This is a genomic window from Sphingobium sp. B2 (assembly GCF_007693735.1).
GTDB classification, from domain to species: domain Bacteria; phylum Pseudomonadota; class Alphaproteobacteria; order Sphingomonadales; family Sphingomonadaceae; genus Sphingobium; species Sphingobium xenophagum.
The window spans coordinates 1,850,431-1,873,377 of sequence record NZ_VDBZ01000001.1; the positions used below are offsets into that span (position 1 = coordinate 1,850,431).

At 59.9% G+C, this 22,947-nt stretch carries 12 protein-coding genes; 11 read left to right on the top strand and 1 reads right to left on the bottom strand.

Annotated elements, in window-relative coordinates:
* The first annotated feature begins 136 nt into the window (after positions 1–136).
* The 11 genes from FE851_RS08930 to FE851_RS08980 all read left to right on the top strand — a co-directional run bounded on the left by FE851_RS08930 (position 137) and on the right by FE851_RS08980 (position 22,478).
* On the top strand, positions 137–1,945 hold the full coding sequence (locus FE851_RS08930) for a hypothetical protein (protein WP_145201760.1): 1,809 nt from the start codon (positions 137–139) through the stop codon (positions 1,943–1,945).
* A 217-nt stretch (positions 1,946–2,162) separates the two neighbouring features.
* Complete coding sequence (tnpA, locus tag FE851_RS08935) at positions 2,163–2,510, top strand: IS66-like element accessory protein TnpA (RefSeq protein WP_130754196.1); 348 nt, start codon at positions 2,163–2,165, stop codon at positions 2,508–2,510.
* Entirely contained in the window at positions 2,507–2,848 is a 342-nt protein-coding gene (gene tnpB / locus FE851_RS08940; protein ID WP_031286377.1) for an IS66 family insertion sequence element accessory protein TnpB, read from the top strand. The genes tnpA and tnpB overlap by 4 nt, the downstream gene beginning before the upstream one ends.
* A gap of 71 nt (positions 2,849–2,919) precedes the next feature.
* Positions 2,920–4,584 carry an IS66 family transposase gene (gene tnpC, locus FE851_RS08945; protein ID WP_186378786.1) on the top strand — a complete coding sequence of 555 codons (1,665 nt, stop codon included), beginning with the start codon at positions 2,920–2,922 and terminating at the stop codon, positions 4,582–4,584.
* A 17-nt stretch (positions 4,585–4,601) separates the two neighbouring features.
* Positions 4,602–4,847 carry a hypothetical protein gene (locus FE851_RS08950; RefSeq protein WP_093022462.1) on the top strand — a complete coding sequence of 82 codons (246 nt, stop codon included), beginning with the start codon at positions 4,602–4,604 and terminating at the stop codon, positions 4,845–4,847.
* Positions 4,848–5,313: 466 nt separating this feature from the next.
* Positions 5,314–7,239 (top strand): anti-phage ZorAB system protein ZorA, encoded by a 1,926-nt coding sequence (gene zorA, locus FE851_RS08955; RefSeq protein ID WP_145201763.1) that lies wholly within the window; start codon positions 5,314–5,316, stop codon positions 7,237–7,239.
* The gene (locus tag FE851_RS08960; protein ID WP_145201766.1) at positions 7,239–7,967 is read left to right on the top strand and encodes a flagellar motor protein MotB; all 729 of its coding nucleotides are present in this window, start codon (positions 7,239–7,241) and stop codon (positions 7,965–7,967) included. Before zorA ends, FE851_RS08960 begins: the two co-directional genes overlap by 1 nt.
* On the top strand, positions 7,964–9,370 hold the full coding sequence (locus FE851_RS08965) for an EH signature domain-containing protein (RefSeq protein WP_186378787.1): 1,407 nt from the start codon (positions 7,964–7,966) through the stop codon (positions 9,368–9,370). The genes FE851_RS08960 and FE851_RS08965 overlap by 4 nt, the downstream gene beginning before the upstream one ends.
* Positions 9,364–13,119 carry a DEAD/DEAH box helicase gene (locus tag FE851_RS08970; RefSeq protein WP_145201769.1) on the top strand — a complete coding sequence of 1,252 codons (3,756 nt, stop codon included), beginning with the start codon at positions 9,364–9,366 and terminating at the stop codon, positions 13,117–13,119. Before FE851_RS08965 ends, FE851_RS08970 begins: the two co-directional genes overlap by 7 nt.
* A gap of 109 nt (positions 13,120–13,228) precedes the next feature.
* Positions 13,229–16,525 carry an STY4851/ECs_5259 family protein gene (locus FE851_RS08975; RefSeq protein ID WP_145201772.1) on the top strand — a complete coding sequence of 1,099 codons (3,297 nt, stop codon included), beginning with the start codon at positions 13,229–13,231 and terminating at the stop codon, positions 16,523–16,525.
* A complete protein-coding gene (locus FE851_RS08980) occupies positions 16,515–22,478 on the top strand; it encodes a DEAD/DEAH box helicase (protein WP_186378788.1) in 5,964 nt (1,987 codons plus the stop codon). The genes FE851_RS08975 and FE851_RS08980 overlap by 11 nt, the downstream gene beginning before the upstream one ends.
* Positions 22,479–22,663: 185 nt before the next feature.
* On the opposite strand, the gene FE851_RS08985 is transcribed toward FE851_RS08980, so the two are convergent.
* On the bottom strand, positions 22,664–22,915 hold the full coding sequence (locus tag FE851_RS08985) for a helix-turn-helix domain-containing protein (protein WP_130754965.1): 252 nt from the start codon (positions 22,913–22,915) through the stop codon (positions 22,664–22,666).
* Positions 22,916–22,947: the final 32 nt, after the last annotated feature.

Genomic DNA, 22,947 nt, shown 5'->3' on the forward strand with positions numbered 1-22,947 from the left:
TAGAATGACGCGCGAACGACTGGCTTGGCAAGAACCCGCCATTCAGTCGGGACCTGAGCTGTCTGGTTGCCAGTGGCTCGGCGACGACCCATACATTCATCCTGCGATGGTGCATCGAAAAGGGGGAACGTGGGGAATGACGGAAATGCTCGGTCGGCTGCGCGGCGGCGACCTCTACGCCGTCCTATCGCTCGCGACGAACGAGGAGCTCGAGCCACTGGTGAAGATCATCACCGCGAAGCTCACGAACTTTCTGGAGATCAAAGACGAATACCAACGCCATCACCCTAACCATCGAAGGTATCATGCCCTGATCGGCGACGAGCTGCGGCTCTACGGCGGCAACTCGCTGATGAACCTCGGTCGTGGTGGCGAAGGACCATCCTACGGTGAGATCGTGGCCGATGTCTGCTGGAAGCTGAGTGTTCCTTACGAGAAGGGTCGGACTGTTGAGAACGAGGCGAATCTTCTCGACATCTTTTTGGAGCAGCGATGGCGCTCGCTCGATCCGGCGGAGCGGGACCTGCTCGCTGGTGCTGCTCGAGAGGCCGCTCTCGGAAAGACCTCCGAGAAGGCGTCGTATGCACGGAGTGGGGCGGCCGCTCTCGCGACCACCCTATTTACCGGCCCTGGTTTGGCAGTCCTCGGCATCAGCTTGCTGGACCCAAGCTACAAGGTGACCGTGCCGTGCGCCCTTCACGTCGCGTTCCTTCGCCGCAAGTTCCTCGAGGAAGGGCGAGCGGGCGCGGACGAGGCGAAACGACCGTCTACAGGGGAGATTGGCGTGGCACCGGTCGATAGGCCCGACGAAGCCTCCACAACCTCGCTCGAGCTGCACGACGACGCGGGCGTGCGACTGCTTACGATCCGCGACGTTCCCGACATAGACGGTCGACCATGGAGCAGAATAGGCGACGCGGAAGACGCCGGCGTCAGTCGGCTCAATTCCCTCGTGCAGGCGGTCCCGGCTTTGGGGACCGCTGCGGAGATCGCGGGCGCTACGGGGACGCGATACATGGAAGTCGTCTGCAATGGAGAGCTCATGAAGGCCGCGAAGGATGGCGGGTACCGCGCGATGTCGAGGAGCGGGACGAAAATTACGGAGCACGCAAACCTGTTCGATGCCGACAAGCTGTCCTTGGTCGCCAACGCGTCCGCGCTGATGAACGTGGCGTCCGTAGCTCTGGCGCAGAAGCATTTGGCTGACATCAGCGAGAAACTCTCGGCACTGAAGAAGGAAGTCGACGGAGTGGCCGACTTCCAGGTCGCCGGGCGGAAGGCGATCCTGACGAGCTCCATTCGCTACTTCGAGCAGATCGCCCCCGCCGTGCTAGCCGGCGAGCACTCGGGCGGCGTAGCCTCCCGGATTGAAGACTGCGAAGCGAAGCTCTTGGAGGTTCAGGACCATCTGGCGCACGACTTTGCCAAGGCGAGCCGAGAATTGCAGGACCTGAAGGACAGGAGCTGGTTCAGCTCGTCCGAATTCATGGACGCGATTGAGAGACACCAACGCCAGCTCAACGATCTGTCGGAACAGCAGATACTGTGCGTCAGGGCTCGCGCGCTCGGTTGGCAGCTACTGTGTGAGTTTCCGGACGGCGAGATCATGAAGAAGCGCCGCCGCGATGACATCGTGGCCTCTCTTAACGAGCTGACGGAGTCGGGTGACCGACTTCGCCGGATGGATGCAGCCCTTCGCGAGAAGCTAAGGAAAGCCTCGTCGCTGTGGTCGGCGAGCGCGATGAACAGTCGCAAGCTGGGTATCATGCAAACCGGCGACGAGTTCCTCACAAAACTGGCCGAGGAAAGCGGCCGGATTATGGCCGGAATAAAAGAGAGCGAGGAAGCGCGGTCAGCGTTGCAGCGTCCTTTCAGGATGAGGTTGATGATCGAGGACGGTAGAGTCGCAGCGGTCCAGCCGCTAGAGGAGGCCGCGCCGGCCTGACCAGCTCTTGACGGGGGACGGTCAGGTTCTGAATCAAAAGCTTCCCTATAACTAAATGGCCATGAACGGCAGCAAAGTCCCAGGTGCCGCCTACCGCTGTCGACCCTTCTGAGACATTCAGGGAGCGAGCTCGGTATCCATCCGGCTGCGCCCGCCTTGTCGTGAGGTAGTGGACTGCTCTTAAGAATGCTCTCGAGAGTAGGCTTAGGAGCGGTTCATGGGGCACATAACGGTAATGACCGGGCCGGAACGGCGGCGGCGTTGGAGCGACGAGGAACGGCTGCAGATTTTGGCGGAAGCCTTTGCGCCGGGATCCAGCGTTTCGGCCGTGGCGCGACGGCACGACATTTCCACGGCGCGGATCTACACATGGCGCAGCAAGCTGCGACAACCGCCCGCCCTGACCGAGTTCGCCGAGGCGGTGGTAGACGATGGCACCCAGCAAGGCTGGCAACAGGCCGGGATGCCGGTGATCATCATCGATCTCGGCGCCAAGGGACGCGTGAACGTATCAGCTGCGGCATCACCTGCATTGGTGTCGGCGGCGCTGAAGGCCTTGCGATGATCCCAGCAGGCGCACGGGTGTGGATCGCAATGGGCCATACCGATATGCGTCGCGGCATGCAGAGCCTCGCGGCGATGGTACAGCAGAGTTTTTCGCGAGACCCATTTGCCGGCGATCTTTGGGTCTTTCGCGGGCGTAACGGGTCGCTGGTGAAGATAATCTGGCACGACGGTCTCGGGATGTCGCTTTATTCGAAGCGGTTGGAACGAGGGAAGTTTATTTGGCCCTCCGCGAAGGATGGCGTAGTGTCGCTGACGAGCTCACAGCTGGCCTGTTTGCTCGACGGCGTGGACTGGCGGAACCCGCAATATAGCTGGCGCCCGCAGAGCGCGGGATAGGCGCAGATTTTCTTCGTCGAGGCCGCATTTTCCGCTTTAACCGGGCGGTTTTCTGTGATTCCATCCTGGTTGTGGACGCCGCCGTTTCGCCCCTGCCTGACGACATTGAAGTGCTCAAGGCGCTGGTCCGGCTCAGCACGCAACGCGCCGATGCGGCCGAACAGCGCGCCACCAGCGCCGAGGCCGAACTGGCCAATGCCCGTGCCCGGGAGAGCGCCACCGAGGCATTGATCTCGCACTACAAGTTGCAGATCGCCAAGCTCAGGCGCGAGCAATACGGCCCCAGCGCCGAACGCACCCGCCGGCTTCTTGCGCAGATGGAGTTTGAGCTCGAAGATTTGGAGGCCGACGCCGCCGAAGACGATCTGGCCGCCGAGACCGCCGCGACAAAGGCGACGAACGTCACCGCCTTTGAGCGCAAGAGGCCGGTCAGAAAGCCGTTCCCCGACCATTTGCCCCGCGACCGCGTCGTCGTTCCGGCGCCCTGTTCCTGTCCGGCCTGTGGCGGCATGCGCCTGTCGAAGCTGGGCGAGGATGTAACCGAGACGCTGGAGGTGATCCCGCGTACCTGGAAGGTCATCCAGACCGTACGCGAGAAGTTCTCCTGCCGTGACTGCGAGAAGATCACGCAGCCGCCCGCGCCATTCCATGTCGTGCCGCGTGGCTGGGCAGGCCCAAGCTTCCTCGCCATGCTGCTGTTCGAGAAGTATGGCCAGCACCAGCCTCTCAACCGCCAGGCGGAGCGGTTCACCCGCGAAGGCGTGCCGCTGAGCGTCTCCACGCTTGCCGATCAGGTCGGTGCAGCTTCCTTCGCCCTGATGCCCATCTTCCGATTGATCGAGGCCTATGTCTTTGCCGCCGAACGTGTGCATGGCGACGACACCACCGTGCCGGTCATGGCCAAGGGCAAGACCGATACCGGTCGATTATGGGATTATGTCCGGGATGACCGCCCATTCGGCGGCGCCGATCCGCCGGCGGTCGTTTTCTATTATTCGCGCGACCGGCGCGGCGAACATCCCCAGGCGCATCTCGCGTCCTGGTCCGGGATTCTGCAGGCAGATGCCTATGCGGGCTATTTCGAGCTGTACGCTCCCGACCGCCAGCCTGGTCTCATCCTGGAGGCAGGATGCTTTGCTCACGCGCGCAGGAAGTTCTTCGAACTTGCTGACGTCGAGGGCGCTGCGCGCAAGAAGAGCCGCGGCGAGCGGACTGGCCCCATCTATCCGATTGCGCTGGAGGCGGTGCAGAAGCTGGACGCCCTGTTCGACGTTGAGCGCGGTATCAACGGCAAGACACCAGCGGAGCGGCTTGCCACCCGTCAGGAGTTGAGCGCGCCGCTGATCGCCGAACTGCACGACTGGTTGAACGCCCAACTCGCCAAGCTGTCGCGTAACCATGATCTCGCCAAGGCCATCAACTATATGCTCCGGCGCTGGGACGCCTTCACCCGCTTCCTCATCGATGGCAGGGTATGCCTCACGAACAACGCAGCGGAACGGGCGCTGCGCTGTGTGCCACTCGGGCGGAAAGCATGGCTATTTTGCGGCTCCGATCGCGGCGGTCAGCGCGCCGCCATCATGTTTTCACTCATTCAGAGCTGTCGCCTCAACAACGTCGATCCCCAGGCTTGGCTCGCTGACGTCCTCGCCCGCATCGCCGGTCATCCGGCTAATCGGCTTGGCGATCTACTCCCATGGAATTGGAAACCAGCAGCGTTGAAGCTGGAGCCGTGATCTCATAGCATCACGGCATGGAATTTGGCCCGCAACCCGAACTGATCGAATCCTCTCTCTGCCGGTCCATCGAACAGGCGGGCGTACGGCTGACCATCAACATCGTGCGGCTCGCCACCGAGCGCGGTTGGTCCCTCGAGGTCGTCAACGAGCACGGCACCTCGACGGTCTGGGACAATCTATTCCCCACCGACCGCGATGCCGATGCTGCATTCCGCGATGTGCTCGCTCAAGAAGGCGTCGAGGCCTTCCTCGGCAAGTAAGATGCCAAATCCTGCAGCGAACCGTCAGTAGCTGCGGTCCTCACCGGATGCATACCGAGCTCGGCTCCCTAGCAGCGGAAATTCCGCTTCCATGCGGCCGTAATGATGACCACATTTACCGCGCGACGTTGCGCGGACCTGGACTTTTCTGCAGAAGTGGCGGCGCGGTGGTCCACCGGCTGCATCAAGCGGGAATCAAGCGACCGGCATAAACGGCGTCTGGCAAATGGACATGTCTCTGGAGAGAGGCGAGGCATGTCTCGCTTCGATATCACCGGGGCAACGATTTCATCCGTAATTTACAGAATCCTTACGTCCTTAATGGAACAAGTCTTGGAGATAGCGGGTGCCTTCGGTACCGTCCGAGCTGTTCAGGGTTCTCGGGTTTGAATGCTCATGGCAGACTTGTCTGCTTCCCCGCATAAGATCAGGGTTCTTCGATTTTGCCGAGTTTTAGGGGGATTGCGTGGAAATTACCGAAGGGCTGGGTCATGGTCTGATCTTCTTCTTTACAAAAATTCCGCTCATTGGTGACGCGATGGCTGCCTTCCTGGCCGTCGTATTAGTTGGAACTGCCTTCGCAATATCCTCTCGTTACAAGCGGAATTTCCATGAGCCGCTTGCCAAAGCGATCGAAGCACGGGTCCGATTGCTTGATGATGTGACTGGTGGCAGTACGGCTGACATCGATTCTGCACGGCTTGCCTTCGCCCGTCGTTTCAATGAAGTCGACGAGCAGATGATGGAGGTTGGGCACCCCGAGGCGCTTCCACTACGCCGGACTTGGGAAGAATTTCGAGAAACGATCGTCGATCCGTCTGCGAATGTTCTCCAGAATTCGGCCCGCCCTGAGCACTTCTTCGTAAATCTGGGAGACAGTCACCGCGGACTCAACTGGTTTGCGAACATCTTTATCGCCATCGGCCTGCTGATCACATTCCTTGGCATCATTGCTGCCCTGTCTACCCTGGACTTCAGCGGTGGGGTCGATGCGATGCAGGAGCGCCTCAATGAACTGATGAAGGTCGCCGGCGCAAAGTTTTGGGCCTCAGTGGGCGGCATCGTGGCGTCCATCGTCCTGCGTTCTTACGATTACCGGTTCGGTAAGCGGATCAATGACGGCCTCTCCATGCTCTGCGACAAGCTTGAGCATGGCATGGCCTATCTGCCGCCGCAGCGTATTGCGAGCGATCAGCTGGAGCAGCTGAAGGAACAGACCCCCGCCCTCAGGACCTTCTCCGAGCAGCTGGCTGCAGCGCTTGATGGCGCTCTCGAAAAGCAAATGGCCCCGATGATCACCCATCTAGGCTCGATCCAGCAAGGCATCGACAAGATCAGTGGTGGCGGCGGAGAAGCTGTCCGTGATGCCATCGCTTCGAGCGCTGGCGCCGAGATGGCGGGCCTTGCCAATGCGATCGGGGCAATGACCGCGTCGTTGGCCACCATGTCGGAGCGGCTTGGGAAACAGACGGGTGAAGCAGAGTGGCAGATCGAGGACGCCGTGCGCCGGTTCGGCCAAGCCTCCGAAGAGATGCGCACTGCGTTCGGTGACCTTAATCGCAACTTTGGCGTGATCGCCGACCGGATGCGCGAGGAAAATGAACAAGCGAGCGCACTTGCCCGCCAGAGAATGGATGAACTGCTCACCAGCCTCGGTTCGACCTTGGACGACATGAAATCTGGCCTGGCCGCGGCAGCCAATCAACTCGGGGAAGCCTCCTCCAAAGCTGCAAATAATGCGGCACGGATCGGCCAGGAAGCGATGGAGAAGTCCTTCTCCGAATTCGTGGAGCGCTTCAATGGAGCAGGCACCCCGCTCGTTGCCAGCATGAAGGACGCCGGCAACGCGATCTCTGGTTCAGCTGATCGGCTATCTTCGGCCCAGACCGCGATTGGTGACCATGCACGGGCCATCGAGCAGGTCGCCGCCCGTTCCAGCGATCTGGCAACAGCATTCGGCACTGTCGCCAATGATGTCGAGGCAGCTGCCGCTCCTGTCCGTCAGTCTGCCCTGTCAATCGCCGAAGCTGTCAAATCGGTCGAGGCTGTCGTCGCCAAGAACGCGCAGTCGTCGGAGAGCGCCCGAGATGAAATGCGTGAACTCGCCGCGTCGCTGAATCAGACGGCAACAGCAGCCTCCTCGGCGTGGTCTGAATATCGGGCCCGCTTTGAGGAAGTCGATCGGTCACTTGGAGCCGCGCTCGAAAAGATTACCGACGCGGCAGGAAGCCATGCCACGAACCTCAACGAACGTGTTGGTCAAATCGACCGCGCATTGGGCGAAGGTGTTGCCCAGCTTGCAGGTGCGCTTGAGCCACTGACCACGCTGCGTGACACGGTTGAGGAACTGGCCGGAATTCTCGCGAACCAAAATCGGGAAGCAGCTGAATAATGGAAGGCGCCGTTCGCAGGAGACCTCCTGAAGAGGGCGAAAGCTACTTCATGTCCATGACTGACATGATGGTTGGCCTTCTTCTCATTTTCATCATCCTACTGGCCTACTTCGCATTGAATTTGCAGTCGAAAACCGAAGAGCTGACCGGAGCTAACCGAACCCGGGCCGAGATTCTCAATGACCTTCAGCAGTCGTTGAAGGACAAGGGTCTGCAGGTCGAAATTGACACGAAGACAGGTGTGCTGCGCTTGCCTGATGACGTGCTGTTCGACAAAGGGCGTTGGGAGCTGAGCGACAGAGGGCAAGCCGCGATCAGCAAGGTTGCCAGCGCGATGGTCGAGGTTCTCCCCTGCTATACCACGTCAAACCTATGCAAAGAGGAACGCTCAAAGCACCTGATCGACGCCGTCTTTGTTGAGGGGCACACTGATTCCGACGCAATGTACGGAGGGATGAACAACTATGGCCTTTCGGTTCGAAGAGCCGAAACGACGTTCTCCATGCTTCAGCTCAATCAGCCTGCCTTGCGAGGGTTCCTCAATAAGCCAGCAGGGCAGCCAGGTTCTGCGCCGATCCTAGGCCTGAGCGGTTACGGACCGGACCGTCCTATCGCGCAAGGCGATAGCGAGGCGGCAAAAAAGCGTAATCGGCGGATCGACCTGCGGTTCCTGATGACCACACCCAGCCCGGGTCTGGACAAGGACATCTTGAGGCAGGTGCAATGAGTTTCCTGCGCGCGGCAATCGATCGGATGGACGCGCTGGCGTCTGCCGGGCTCGCAAAGCCTCCGACAACGCAACCCGAATTACAGCGACAACTCGCCAAGTTTGACGCGAGTATCGGTGAGGCAGAGCCAGTTGTCGAATTGAAGCCTTTCTTGCGCAGTGCGGCCGACAATGGCGCCGAGGCGCTCCCGCGCTTCCAACTCAACCGGGTACTGCGCGGTGCATGGTGTGATCCAGAGTTCGACGAGTTGGGATCTACTGCTCTCGACCGTGCTGTCGAGGAACAGCGGCGCAGTTCCGATCAAGCAATGATCGATGGCTACCTCACCTATTTTCCGATGAACCGGCCTATCATGGGCAAGCTTGCAGAGGCTGCCTCAAGTGCTGCCCTGCGACATGAGTGGGCATGGCGAGAGAGGGCCCAGCACTGGGAGTTATTTGCGCCCTCGCAAGGCCCTACACGGGTGGCTCAGGACTTAATCGCGCGCGACGATGACCATGCCTTCCAGCTGATGCGAGAAGTTGGGCTAGGATCAAATCTGGCGGCGAGCGGCTTTGGGCAGGTAACGTTCGCCAGATTTTGCGTAGCGACAGCAGAGTTGCCGCCGAGCAAGGCAGTCTCGGCGCAGCGCAGCCTGCTGAGGCTCTTTGATAAGGAGGCCCTGGCAGGCCAGATTGAGCTCGTCGTACGCGCGCTGCTGGAACCTTGGGTCAAGGAGAAGCCCGAGCCTGAGCATCGTAAGGCGATTTCCGAGTTTCTCCTTGATCAGGTCGGTGATCCCCGTCTTCAGCGGCCCCGCTGGGACAGGATCGTTCGGTCTTTGGCCGAGAGCATTGGCGAAGAACGCGCACTTACGGTCACACAGGTCTTCAAACGCTGGCTCACGGAAGTCGCAATGCGCGAATTCTTCCGGGCTATCGCTAAGACTACCGATCGGCCCGATCAATGGGCGCAACGCGAAAAGTTCTGGATGGCCTACCTCGACGACGGCCTTATCAGTGATGCATGGCCTGCCTTGGGTGTCCGGGCCCGCAACCAAATCGAGTATCTCATCAGACAAAGCGGCGAACGCCCGGAATATGGAATTATTCGAGGCGGCCCAGCCTCATCTTCCTCAATCATCATGCAGATTGGCGATCTCAGGATTTCCGAGTGGAGCGACAACGGGTCATGCCGCTTTTGGAGTGATAGCGATCCGAATGCTCCGAAGCTTTACGCAAAGATATACGACGGCGGGAAACTGCGGACCACGGCCGGTCGGACAGACTTCGAGTATGAATCTCACGTGCCTGCAAGCCCGGGTTGGGAAGGCAAGTTTGCGGGGATAATTAATCGCCGGACATCAATCTTGCACCCGCGGTTTGGGAAAGGCCGTGGGCGGAACTGGAACGATCGATGGTAAGCACCAAATTCGTCGCAACCCAACAAAGCGATGGCAGCGAGGCGATCACACTGCTGCGCGAGCGGGCGGGCGGATTGTTCAAACGGGCGTCAAGCGAAACGGTGCCGCTCTCGGAATGGCCCAAGGTTGCTCCCGAAGCAGGGCAAGCAGCTTTGGCGCTCGCACGCTCGTTCGATCAGGAAGGGCAAATTGTTGAAGAGGACGGAGGGGTTGTCCTTCCCCCTCACATTGCCGCCCAACTCGACGAGGCCGATGCCTTTGCCCTTGGCTTGCCGCCTGCCACGCCTCTGACACTACAGCTGAACTCGAGTGGATCGCTCGCCGAAGGATCCATCACGGTCAATCCCAAGTGGATGCGCCGCGGCGGCGCGCCGGTCCGTGCTGATATTCTTGGCGTTCGCGTGCGAGAAGGAGGCCGCGTCAGCCGCATTCCAGAGCCCGTATTTTCCGTCTTCCTGGCTGCACAAGCCGTGAAGGCAGCCAGTGACGCCGACGAACGAAGAGCAGCCTTTGTCGAGCTTCGTGGACTATTGGGCGATAAGCTCGGGGCCGGCATCGAAGCCGACGGGTTTCTGGAACGCATTCGCATTGCCTACGCTGCAAACTTCTCGTTGAATGCAAAGACTGATCATGGTCGCTTCGACTTTGACCCGGTCCTCTTTTCAAGACATGTGGGCGAAACGACGGAGGGTGACCTCGTCGATGAAAATGAAGCCTCCTTGCTGACCCCGAAGGATACCCTGCATTTCCAGCGCAGATTTCGGAGCCAGGAAGGGGGGCGGCGTAGTTACCTCCTTTCCGACGGAACGCTGCTGTTCCTTGACCCCTTGCTGGGCAAGGCCCTCGACATCGTTCGGACCAAGCAGGCCAGCAGCTCGCAGGAAAAGCGCGAGTTCCTTCGCTCTCCCCAGCGGGTTTTGCGCGAAGAGCTGAAACTCGATGCTACCGGCGATGACGAAGCGGCCGACCGGCTTTTTATCGAGACGCAACAGTTTTCGGAGCGTGTCAGCGGGATCGAGGTCTGGCAAAAACCGGTCCTGCCTTGGATCAAGCCGAAACCCAACAGCTGGCTGCCCGAAAGCTTCGGCCTGAGGGTCGGTGACCCTCCCGATGCACGGCACATTGCCTTGGCTCCCGGTGACGCTGAGATTCTCGCTGGCGACCTTGAGACGGCAATCAAGGCGGGAGACGAAACCGTCGCCTGGCGCGACGAAAGCATCCCCGCCACCCCGGCTACCCTTCAGGCAACGCGCGGAATTGCCGATCTTGAGCGACAAATCGCAGCGGAGACAGGAGACCAATCGCGATCTGAGGATGAACGTGAACCGGTCGACGTCTTCTTTCTGCAGGTCGGGGAGAATTTCGAGCAACTCGATTATGCGCGTCTGCCTCGGCCGAAGTCCGCTCGAGAGGCATTTCAGGTTCCGGCCCTTCCGCAAGGTCTGAAATCCGAGCCAAAGCCTCACCAACGCGAAGCGTTTGCCTGGCTGACTGAAGCATGGGAACGCAGGTTGCCCGGCGTCCTGCTCGCCGACGATATGGGCCTGGGCAAGACGTTCCAGGCGCTCATGTTCCTGCTGTGGCTGAAATCCAACTCGGCCCACCCCAAACCAGTGCTGATCGTTGCTCCAACCGGCCTGCTTAAGAATTGGCAAGCAGAACTGACCCAACACGTCGAGGCTGGCCTGATCGGGCCCGTGATTGAAGCCTTTGGGACAAATTTGCGCAGCTACCGGCTGGAGGCTGGAAGCGACATTCGCGGGGGCACCTCACGGCTGGATGCCGGCGAGTGGGAAGACGCAGGAATCGTTCTCACGACGTACGAAACGATGCGCGACTATCACATGAGCTTTGCGCGCATTCCGTTTGATGCGATCGTATACGACGAGATCCAGAAGCTTAAGAACCCGGCCAGCCAAATGACCCGGGCAGCCAAGGCGCTCAATGGTCGCCTGCAAATTGCCGTGACCGGCACGCCAGTCGAGAACCGACTTCAGGATCTCTGGTCGATTGCCGATACGGTCTACCCTGGGTTCCTCGGATCGAGCCGGGAGTTCGAAAGCAGCTATCCGGCGAACGATCTGGCAGGCCTTGAAGACCTGCAGCAACGCTTGGTCGAGCGTGACGACGAGTTCCCTCCCTTCATGCTCAGGCGCATGAAAGACGAGATCCTCACCGGTCTGCCCGAGAAAACAGCGCGCAAATACGCGGTCGAAATGCCACCTGCCCAGGCGCAGGCCTATGATCTCGTGCTCGCTAGAGCGCGCGCGCTTCGTGAAAGCGGCGAGCAAGGCGCGATGCTCAAAGTGCTACACATGCTGCGCGGGACATCACTCCATCCGTTGGCGCCGCGCGGCGTCACGGATATTGACGCCTACGTTTCCCAGTCGGCGCGCTTGAAGAAGACCTTCGAGATTCTCGAGGACGTTAAACAGCGCGGCGAGAAGGCACTGCTGTTTTGCGAAGATCTCGAAATGCAGGCCTTTTTGGCCATGGCCATCCAGGAGCGCTTCGGCCTCAAGCACAGGCCGATGTGCATCAGCGGCAAGGTGGCCGGTCATAAGCGCCAGGAGATGGTGAACGCATTCCAGAGCTCAGCGTCTGCCTTTGACGTACTCATTCTGTCTCCTAAAGCAGGGGGTGTTGGACTCACCATCACCGCCGCCAACAATGTGATCCATCTCTCGCGCTGGTGGAACCCAGCTGTCGAGGACCAAGCCACCGACCGCGCCTACCGTATCGGTCAGACACGTCCGGTCACGATCCACATTCCGATGGCTATCCATCCCGATGAGGCGATCGGTCCGTCGAGCTTCGATCAGCGTCTCGATGCCCTCATGGAACGCAAGCGCTCACTGAGCCGTGGCCTGCTGATGCCGCCCGAGAGCGAACGGGATGTTGAGGACTTGCTTGCAGACGTGCTCGACGGGAAACGGGCCGAGCGACAAGATCAATCCGCTATAACGCCCGAAACGGAGCCCCAAGCTACCCGGGAGCAGGCTAGTTACAGCATTGAGCGCCTTGCTGCGAAAGTGGCCCAGGTCAGTGATGATACGCCCAAATTCGCAGCGAGCGAATCCTTGCCGCCCGCGCCTGAGGAAGCGGCAACGCCCAGTCCGACTGAAGACAGAAGCGCGCCATCAGAGGACACAGCCGACGAGGTCGTCTCAGCGCCGTTGGACAGCCCGCTGGTTCGTCGCCCGATTCTCTCGGTGCGAACTCCCGTTGAAGCGGCAGAAGCACGGGCTTCCCACGTTCAGCGCGTGGTCTTCGAACAATATGGGCAGAGAGACTGGACCATTTTTGAGCAGCACGTCCGGGATGCGAAAATCGCACTGCTTGAGATTCAGGATCCGTACTGCTGCGCTGATGGGCAAGCGCGGGGACGACTCATCAGCTTCATCAGTCGCTTTGGTCAGCTCGCTTCACAAATCGCCGCCGTCCATGTTGTGACCTTCGATGCGGACTCGGTTCAGACGCGGGAACCCGAAAGCACTAACGATCAACGCAAAGATCTCGAAGATCGATGGAACCGCATGCTGGCATCGGTGCAGTTGCACCTGGCGCAAAAGTCACGCCGATCCGTCGGAGACCTGCACGATCGTTTCGTTAAAGCCCGGCTCGCCAACGGGGACTCTGTCATCTGGGATTTGGGGCGCGGTATCGACGGGGTCATGAGCGCCCGCTGGTCCTGTGTAGTCAATGCTTTTTACGATAGAGCTTCACCAAGTTCGTCTCTGATGCACTGAAAGTCTCGTCCTCCATCATTGATTATAAAGCAATGTTCAATGATGGTTAGCGCACGGTGGGTAACGCCCGTTACCGGGCGATAATGCAGTTACAGGGGGCGATTCAGCAATGCAGGAACGCGATTTCAAGGCTGAAATCGAAGCTGCGCGCAACGATCCTGCTCAGCTGCGTAAGATTGCGGACGCGATTCAGGCGACCGGTGGTTCGCGTCTTCTGATGATCCGAGCGATCCAGCTGGCCAGAGCCGCAGATACGGGTCCTCATCCCTTGGGCAAAGCAAGCGCCGAACTGGGCTTGCCGCGGCCAACCGGCCTGCCGCTTTACCGCTACAAGCTTGCGCCCGGAATGTTCGAGCGCATGGAGAAGAAGTTATCTTCCGGCCTCCCGTCTGACTGGCAACGTCCATCACTGGCACCAGCCTTTGTGCTGTGGGCCGCAGACTGGTTTCGGCGATCATATCAGGGCGGCGTCCAACGCTGGTCTGACATTGAGACGGTACTCGAGCTGCGGCTTTCGCAGGGTGAATGGCGTGATCTGGCCGACCAGGGGTTTCGCGCCTGGGGTATCGAGCCGCTTATTACGGCCCACGGCAATCAACGGCTATCCAACCTGGCGCGTCAGGGCGGATTCCCGGCCGCCGCGATGGCGAGCGGAGCAAGCTGGCCAAGAAAGTTTCTCGAACGGGCTGTTGGCGAGCTTCTAGGCTCAGACGCGCAGGACATCGGCACAGCAGTCGCCACCTGTGAGCGCAACGAATACCTGCTGCCGACAATCTGGCGCAGCCAGGAAATGTACGCGATCTGCGGCGAGCTGGCGCTCAAAATTGTGGAGTTGCGGGTATTCGCTGACAAGGAAGTACCCGCCGACGGTCGTCCGTACTCGGCGCGCCTTGACCAGGCCTACGAGGACTGGCGCGATGAATTGCCAATGACCTTGGACGGGGCGGCGGCGGGTCTGATCGATACGCTGCTGGAAGCAAAAAAACTCTCCAGCAGCGGCAGCATTCGCATTGGCCGGCTGATTTCCCAACATGGCGAAGAATGGCGTGAATGCCTCGATTTCCATCTCGACGGACGATGGGACGATAAGGACCAGCTGCTTTCGCCCGGCAATCACATTCGCGTATTCCTCCAGCCCTCCGATGGTTTGGCAGACCGCATCTCCGGCAGACTTGCTTACCTCGAGCACGAAGATGCAAACCGCTGGATCGCAAGACCGATGCGGAGCGAAGCTGCAATCGAGTTTCCATTCGACCTTCCGGTTACGGCCGAATTTCATGCACGCGGAGATCGGCTGGCGCGCAGCTTCACACTGCCCGGAGGCAAGCCCGTGCGCGGTGGGCTTCGTGTATTTGAACGCCGCAGCACAAATGCCCAGCACACAGCCTTTGCTCTCATCGGCCAAGGATCCGGCGCCTACAAAGCGGAGCCTGTTCTTATTGATGTTCCAGAGGACTGGTCGGTCCGAGGAAAGGACGGCAACGCCGAGATCGAGGTCGAAGATTTTGCCTTCGCGCCAGGGCGCCGTCTTTATCGGTGCGCGGGCACAATTATAGCTCAGAAGAGCATTGGTGACAGCTTCCTTGTGCGAACCGGGCAGAGTGCGGACCGCAAAGACAGTCTCTCGATCTTGGCCAATTCAGTTTTCGGAGTGCAGTCGCCTGACGGCGATCAGCTCTTCAAGCACCCGCTCCATGCTCAGGTGTCAGATGGCCTTTCTCACCGGGTCGCATCCCGGGGAGAGGTTCGTTGGCGGTTTGCGGGTCAACGTAGCTGGTCTGAGGACTTGGCCGCTGCGGGGCCAGGGTTGTGTGAATTCGCTTGGCTCGATGGATCAACAGGCCATTTGCGCGATCGACTGACTGCGTTCGTATTGCCCGCTGCTTTTGAGCTGACACAGCGGAGCAACGGGACCTATGCCGATATTGAACTGAGCGGTTGGGACGCGGACGCTGTGCTCGGCGAGGAAACGCCCAGTTCGCAGCACAGCTGGAGGATCATGATTGATCCACCGCGCCGAGCTTTGCTGACCTTACGCCTGGCTCCCGCTCAGGCTTCAGCATTCGACCTGAAGGTTCCGCTCCAATCGAAGGAATGGCTCACAACGTGGGGCGGAGACCTCCTGCCTCGCGACGCAGTTCTTGGCCTTGCCGATCTGCGTGACACAGTGGCACGCGTGCCCTCGACTTCGATCCTGATGGGTGAAGTGGCCCATCATGCGGGTGCTGCGCTGGACGCCGACTGGCGAATCGATGGGGAACTTGGCCTGTCGGCACTGCGAACGGATATTGCAGCCCTGATGCGCCCCCTTGGCATCGACGCTCAGGTCAGGCTTGATTTTCACAACGGGAGCAATGACCACTGGTATGTCACGGAATTTGGAAACACCCTCGAGTGGGAGCCAAACGGAGGGCTCCGTCCGAGAACCGCGATAGTCGGTGAGGATGTTCGGGTGTGCGGCCGCTCCCTTGGGGCTCCCGAGAAAGAGCTCGAATTTGGTAGTTACGACGGTCTGCAGAGTGGCCTTGGAGGCCAGCTGATTCACCTGCCGCGCCTCAAAGGTGATTGGCTTGTCTATCTCCGCGAGGGCTCCCGCGTCCTCACTCGGCCCAAATTTGTTTCAGGCGATCCGGATCACGAAGTTCCGCAGCATCGACTTGGCCGGGCCATGGCCCAGCCATTCGTTCGGGCGCAAGAGGACCTGCAGTCCCTCGTCGGCGAAATAGCTCATGATCCGACGACGGCCGAGGCCAGTCAGACGATCCAGGTCGTCATGAAGCTGGCCTTGTCGCTCAATGGGCTCCCACCACAGACATTCGAGATCTTCAGCAAACTGATACACGCCGGTGCACTTGCCCCCCTGTTGCTGTACCGCTGTGAAGAGCAGCACTTGTCGACCATTCTCGAATTGTTCGACGGGCTTTGTTCGAGCTGGGTCCTTTTGCCTTACGGCGCATGGGATGCTGCTTTCCAGGCCCAAGGACACTATCTCGTTTCCCGGCTGGACGATCCCCAATGGGCGTTAACGAGGCTCACTGAGCGCCAGAATGAAATCGCAGCGCGCGCACCGCAGCTAGCCCCGCTGATTTGTCGTGATTTTTCGCCGGCGAGCTGGGAGGACGTGCGCAGTCACTTCACCGACCATACCAGCGAGGGCATCAGCACGGACGCTGGCGGCTTCAACCCTTTCCGTCCCGCCTTCCACGATCTGCTCCCAAAGGAAAATTTTCTCGAATCCCTCATGCGGGTCTTTCATGCACCGTTTGTGGCAGCCTTGGCGGCTATGGGGCGGATCACACTCGACAAGGGACAGATTCTCACGGTGAAAGACGTCGAGCGACGTCATCCTGCATACTTTGCCAAGGCCTATGGCTACGCCCTCACGGAGCTTAAGAATGACCACTAACAATATGCCCCAGCCTGCACGTCTGTCGCCGATGGATGTCCATCGGCGCTTGCGGGGCGGCCTCGCAGAAGCGGTCGTGTCGCGGGCAGGCATCAGGCATGAGGGTCTGAACGCTTTCCTTCGCCACAATCTTGCCAGCACCGATCCCTCAAAGGGTGCTCTGCTGTCGGAACAGCTCTTTCAGGCCGCGCCGGGCTATGTTTCGTCCGGCAAAAGCCCTGATGAACTAGCCTCGCTGCTCCATCCCCGCACGATTGAAGCGATCACGCAAACGCCGGATAAGGAATTGCGGTTCGACTATCCGGCTTACGCCCACCAGCTGAGCACTTGGGAGCTGCTGAGCAGTGCCGACCCTCAATCCGTGTTGGTCTCCAGTGGAACCGGTTCTGGCAAAACCGAGTGTTTCCTCGTGCCGCTGCTCGATGACCTGGTCCGCGCGTCTGAAGCAGAGGGCCAGCTGACGGGCGTGAGGGCCCTCATGCTGTATCCGCTCAATGCGCTGATCGCGAGCCAGGAGAAGCGTCTCACGGCCTGGACGAAACCGCTGACCGGCGATGTACGCTTCGGACTCTATAATGGGCTGATGGGAACGGCGCGGAAATCAAGCCGCGACAAGGCTGAGCACGACATCCCGCATCAAGTTCTCTACCGCGAAACCCTTCGCGCAAATCCGCCACCCATCCTCGTCACGAACCAGACGATGCTGGAGTACATGACGATCCGTCGTGAGGACCGTCAGATACTCGATGCATCTCGGGGCAAGCTGCGTTGGATCGTGATCGACGAGGCGCACAGTTACATCGGTTCAGCCGCTGCGGAGCTGTCCCTGTTGCTCCGACGCGTCATGAATGCGTTCGATGTGACGCCCGATCAGGTCCGATTTGTGGCAACCTCAGCCACGATAGGTTCGGCGGATGACGCGGAGGCGGTTGCTTCGCTCCAGAGGTTTCTCTCCGATATCGCCGGCGTTCCTCTCGATCGCACCCATGTTGTGATCGGCAAGCCGCAACCGGTGGACCTTTCGAAGGTGCTGACTGCATCAGACGATCCGGCGGCCCGCGTGGTGGCCGAGATGCTCGAAAAGAAGCCGCAGACCATCTCGTCGCTGTCGTCTGTGACGACGTCTGCCGAAAAAATCCTGCTCGACCTGTCTGCGCACAATGCCAACGAGGCCAGGCCGGTCCTGCCGATGCGCGCGCACAGTTTCACGCGCGCGATTCCTGGCCTGTGGACCTGCATTAACTCGGACTGCACTGGAGGCACACGGCCGGAGGGCTGGCCGTTTGGACCCGTCCTGTTTGATCAGAAAGACAGTTGCCCGCACTGCCAGTCGCTTGTGTTTGAGGTCCAAAGCTGCCCGGATTGTGGCGAGCCGTTCTTGCCTGCGGACGATCTGGGTGACAGGGTCTTGCCGCGGCGAAGCGATCAAGACACCGACGAGTTTCGCGAAAACAGCTACCGCGATCGCGACCATGAGGATGACGAGGAGGACGAGCGGCAACCTGATGGCATCGGGCATCCGCGTCTGATCGCTATCAATGTGCAGTGCCAATCGACGCCTGTTGGATTTGATCTCATCAGCGGCGAATTGAACGATGGCGCGGGCCAATTCCAGCTGACTCAATTGAACGAGGGTCGCTGCCCTGCGTGCCTCAGCAACAAGCGCCACGGAAGGCCTGCGATGCTGTCTTTCCGTTTTGGCACGCCGTTCCTGACCCAGAATGCAGCGCCAATCCTACTGGAGGGTGTTTCACCGCACCAGACAGAGCATGCTTTGCCTTTCGATGGTCGCCAGCTCATCAGCTTCTCCGATAGCAGACAGGGCACGGCTCGGTTTGCCGCCAATATCGAGACCAACGGTGAGCGCGGATTTGTTCGCGGGTTCATCTACCATGCAGTGCAGAAGGCGGCGCAAGGCAGCGATCTCCCCGAGGAAAAGCGGCAGGAACTAATCCAGAAGCGTACAAAGCTCGCGAGCCTTGTCGATGAAATGCCTTCGTTCAAGGACGACATCGCCAAGATCGACGCCGAGCTTAACGGCGGCAGGGCAGCCGGCGTTGCGTGGAAGGAGCTGGTATCGGCTCTAGCCTCGGAGCCGACGATCGGCATGATGGCCAAGGTCTGGGACCTTGATCGCAGCGAGCGCTATCATGACAATCGCGAAGCGCTCGCGCGCTTCATGATGCTGCGTGAACTTGCGCGCAGACCGCGTAACGCCAACGCCATGGAAACGCTGGGTCTTGCACGCTTGTGTTTCCCCGATATCGAGCGGATCGGCAAAGAAAAGCTGCCCGAGGCCGTTGCAGCAAAAGGTTACTCAATCGAGGACTGGCGCGACTTCCTGTATTTCATGGCCGACTATCTCCGAAGCTATTTTGCGTTGGACGTAGACGACGGCGACGCTCGTTGGATGCCCGGTAGGGCCCGGCCGAGGAACGTTATTGGTCCCGACCAGCCGCCCGGAGCGAAGCGAGATCTCTTTTGGCCCTCGGTCAACACGAAGGGCCGCCAGCCAGACTCCGTCCTCCTTCTTGCTACCGCCCTGGGTTTGGATATCTCGGAGCCGCGCGATCGCCACGAAATCAATCAACTCCTTCGCACAGCGTGGGAACACATGGCGCCGCTTCTCTCCGGTGTCGGCGGCACATTCAGTTTGCGCCTGGAGAAGGCCGCGGAGATCGAAGCCGTGACCAAGACCTGGCAATGCCCGCTTACGCGGCGGGTGCTGCCCCGGCTCGTGTTCGGTCGTTCGCCAAACCGTGTCACCACGGGAACCGGAAGGTTCGACGGCAAGGTGGTCGCGGAAGTCGAATTCCCGAAGCTGCCGCATACCCGGCCGCTCAATTCCGAAGCCAAGCAAAGGCTGGCCGACTGGCTGGCCGATAACGAGTTGGTCCGCTCTCTTCGCGGCCAGCGTCTATGGACCGATATCCATGACCAAGCGGCGCGAGCGACGCCCTATCTGCGCGCCGAAGAACATAGCGCGCAGCAGCCTCCACACCGGCTGCGGGATTTCGAGGAGCAGTTCAAGCAAGGCGACATCAACCTCCTTGCCTGCTCGACGACGATGGAAATGGGCGTCGATATTGGCTCGATTGAGGCGGTCCTGATGACCAACGTTCCGCCCTCGATTGCCAACTATAACCAGCGCGCCGGTCGAGCGGGACGACGGGGCCAAGGGTTTTCGACGAGCCTGACGCTCGCACGCAACACCCCGCTCGACCTGGAAACGTTCGCCGATCCTGCCAGCTACCTCGCCCGCAAGCTCGCATCGCCGCGCGTGTCTCTGGATTCGGACCGGATTGCTCTGCGCCACGCGAATGCCTATCTGCTCGCTCAATGGTTCCGAGAGGTGGATGGCGAGTTCGCCCGGACCAAGACGGGCGACTTCTTCGGCTGCCGCGCCGACCTTCGATCTTTCGAAGGGCTGCCGCCCGTGGACGCCTTCTGCGAATGGGTTCGACTGCCCACTACTGCTGCAAACACAGACGCTGGGCTCAAACGCCTGCTGAAGGGTACTGGTCTCGAATTCGACACCGCGATCCGTGAGCACACGGCTGTGATGTTCGAACAGGAGGCCGCAAGCTTCCGACGGACCTGGAAGCGCCTGAAGGACGATGCAGATGCGCTGGAAGGTCCCGCAAAGAAGGCAATCGAGTTCCAGGCGCGGCGCCTGTGCAAGGAGTTCCTGCTCAAGGAGCTGGCAAATCGTTCACTGATCCCGGGAAGCGGGTTTCCTACAGCCGTTGTTCCCTTCGATACCTTGTGCGCTGAGACCCAGAAGGCGCAGGATCGCCATCGCTCGGACGAGGAGGGTACGCGAGATCGCCGCTATGAATGCCCAACTCGCAATGCCGACATTGCAATCCGTGAATATGCTCCAGGTGCCGAGGTTGTGGTTGATGGCCTCGTCTGGAAGTCGGCCGGCGTAACGCTCAATTGGTTGAGCCCGATTGATAGCGGCCAGCGAGAGCCGCAAAATTTGCGCTGGGCTTGGTGGTGCGATCAATGCGGCGGGGCCGGCTCCGATCATCAAATGCCTGAGCGTTGCGACCATTGCGGCGATCCGAACGTCAAGACGGAGCAATTCCTCGAGCCCGCCGGTTTCAGGGTTGACTGGAACACGCAGCCCCATGCCGACACCGACCAAGCGGTCTACATCGAGCCCAAATCACCAAAGGTCAGCGTCGGGGACGCCTTGTGGCAGCCCCTTCTGCAGCCGGAAAGTGGACGTATCCGTGCTTCGCACGATGGTTACATCTACCACCATTCGCGCGGACCAAACGACAAGGGCTACGAGATTTGCCTTGAGTGCGGACGAGCCGGAGAAGCGGGCACAGATGCTCTCAAGGATCACAGGCCGCTTACGCCGCACGACAAGAAGGCGATTGATCGCTGTCCGGGCAACGATCAGGGATACGCGATTACGCGCCCCTTGGCTCTGGGACACGAGGTTCTGACCGACGTGGTCGAGATCCAAGTGCCAGGGCTTGAAAACGACGGTGCTGCCTGGGCGCTCGGGGCAGCATTGCGCGAAAGTCTCGCTCGCTGGCTCGGGATTGAGCCGCGCGAACTGGGGATCGCTGTAGCTGCGAGGGATGGCCAGTTGGGCCGCAAGACACCTTCGATCTATCTGTTTGACGAGGCATCTGGCGGTGCCGGATACACACCGCGGCTGCTCGACGATATCTATCATGTTTTTGAGCGGGCTTCTCATGTTCTCGATTGCCCCAAAGAATGTGAAATGGGCTGCTCGGCCTGTGTGCTGGCCGCAGATCTCTACAAACAGCAAGGCCAACTTGACCGGCGAGCAGCCTTGATCGCTGTGCATGCCTTCCTCGAGAAGAATGCCGAGTTGCCTGAGGAAGACCGAGCCGTTGCAGACGCCAAAGCTGTCAACGATGCAGCCAACACAATTCTGCTGCGCGCCCGCAGCGGAGATAGCGTAACGGTATTTCCGCCGGAGGCTTTTGACCTCGCCGAACTATCCTCGATCAAGATGCGGTCGTTTTTCTCGTCTGCCTCCGCCCGAGGCGTGCCGATGACGCTCGTTCTGTCCCACAAATCGTTCGATAACCTGGCAGAAGTGGAACGCCGGTTCTTGCGCGATGCGGCAGTGCGCAATGATTTCCGACTTGGTCTGGGACAGGCTGAAAGCGGTCCCTTCGGGAATTGTCGCCTGGCAGAACTGATCTCCTCTAACGGAGCCAAAGCCTTCTTTTCACGCGATGCGAATGCAGCGCAGCCTGGTGAACGATGGGGCGTTGGCGAAACCCATGCGGTCGTTGCCGGCAGCATTACTCCGCCGACGCCTTTCACTTTGATCGCTGCCGTTGACCTCGAGCGCCAAGTTGCTCCCGGTGACAAGGTTGAGGTCATGCTTGGATTTGGCCAATGCCCGATAGGCCAGTTTGGCAAGCGCTTTGGCGCAAAACTGAAGCAGCAGATGGAAGCCGCAGGCATCTGGCATCCGGGCCAGCTTGTCAGAATTTCCTATTCGGACCGCTATCTCAATGCCCCGCTACCCATGCTTCTGTTTCTGCGGACCTGCGAAAATCTTGCCGCAGAACTGAAAGCCGGTGGCGTGGTTGAAGTCAACGTCGTCGTACAGCCGTTGAAGAAAGACCGGGTGCCATATCGGATTTTTAACGACTGGGATCATGAGGGCGACCGGAAGGATGTGGCGCAGTATCTCGGCGAGAGGCTTGGTCTGGATGTTGTAGTCGAGGTTATCGATAGCGCCTTCCACGGACGCAAGCTCGAGTTGGAGTACGCAGACGGGCGCATAGCCCTTGTCCTGCTCGATCAGGGGTTTGGATACTGGCGCATCGTCGGCAGCCCGCCAAGGCACGACTTCCGCTCAGCACCAGCAGCACAGGCGAGTGACCTTTATCGATCGACCGCCGCAGTCTCGGGGACCGGAGAGAGCTACTTTGCTGTGGCACGCCGCTGACGTTCCTTGCTTCGAGCCGGGCGCACAGCAATCTCAGCGCAGCATCGTGAATGTCGGCTAACCGCGATCAGTTCTTCCATAGCGGAATGACCACAAAGTCCCAAAGGTTGCCGGTCACAAATCGTGCGCCGGCGACCCAGACTGGCGAACTGGTGGGCCAGCAGTTGCTCACCGCACCGGATATCTTACTGCCGCCTGTTTCGAGCGATCAGATCCCGCAAGCTGTCTACCGGTATGAGTGTCGAAGCGCCGATCTTCACGATGCCGATGTCGCCGGACTGTATCAGTTCATACAGCTTGGACCGGCCGATCCCTGTCATGCGCACCGCTTCCGGGATACGAACCGTAAGAGTTTCAGTCCTGTCGATCCGCAGAGCCTCATCAGCCTCAACAGGAGGAATTTGCGTCTTTCGGCGTGTCTTGATGATGTGAACCATGTGATGGTCATCCTGCTAAATAAGGGGTAACC

Coding starts and splice junctions, on each gene's coding strand:
- FE851_RS08965 (WP_186378787.1), top strand. CDS start 7,964: ATGAGTTTCCTGCGCGCGGCAATCGATCGGATGGACGCGCTGGCGTCT.
- FE851_RS08960 (WP_145201766.1), top strand. CDS start 7,239: ATGGAAGGCGCCGTTCGCAGGAGACCTCCTGAAGAGGGCGAAAGCTAC.
- FE851_RS08980 (WP_186378788.1), top strand. CDS start 16,515: ATGACCACTAACAATATGCCCCAGCCTGCACGTCTGTCGCCGATGGAT.
- FE851_RS08950 (WP_093022462.1), top strand. CDS start 4,602: ATGGAATTTGGCCCGCAACCCGAACTGATCGAATCCTCTCTCTGCCGG.
- tnpA (WP_130754196.1), top strand. CDS start 2,163: ATGGGGCACATAACGGTAATGACCGGGCCGGAACGGCGGCGGCGTTGG.
- tnpB (WP_031286377.1), top strand. CDS start 2,507: ATGATCCCAGCAGGCGCACGGGTGTGGATCGCAATGGGCCATACCGAT.
- FE851_RS08930 (WP_145201760.1), top strand. CDS start 137: ATGACGGAAATGCTCGGTCGGCTGCGCGGCGGCGACCTCTACGCCGTC.
- FE851_RS08985 (WP_130754965.1), bottom strand. CDS start 22,915: ATGGTTCACATCATCAAGACACGCCGAAAGACGCAAATTCCTCCTGTT.
- FE851_RS08970 (WP_145201769.1), top strand. CDS start 9,364: ATGGTAAGCACCAAATTCGTCGCAACCCAACAAAGCGATGGCAGCGAG.
- FE851_RS08975 (WP_145201772.1), top strand. CDS start 13,229: ATGCAGGAACGCGATTTCAAGGCTGAAATCGAAGCTGCGCGCAACGAT.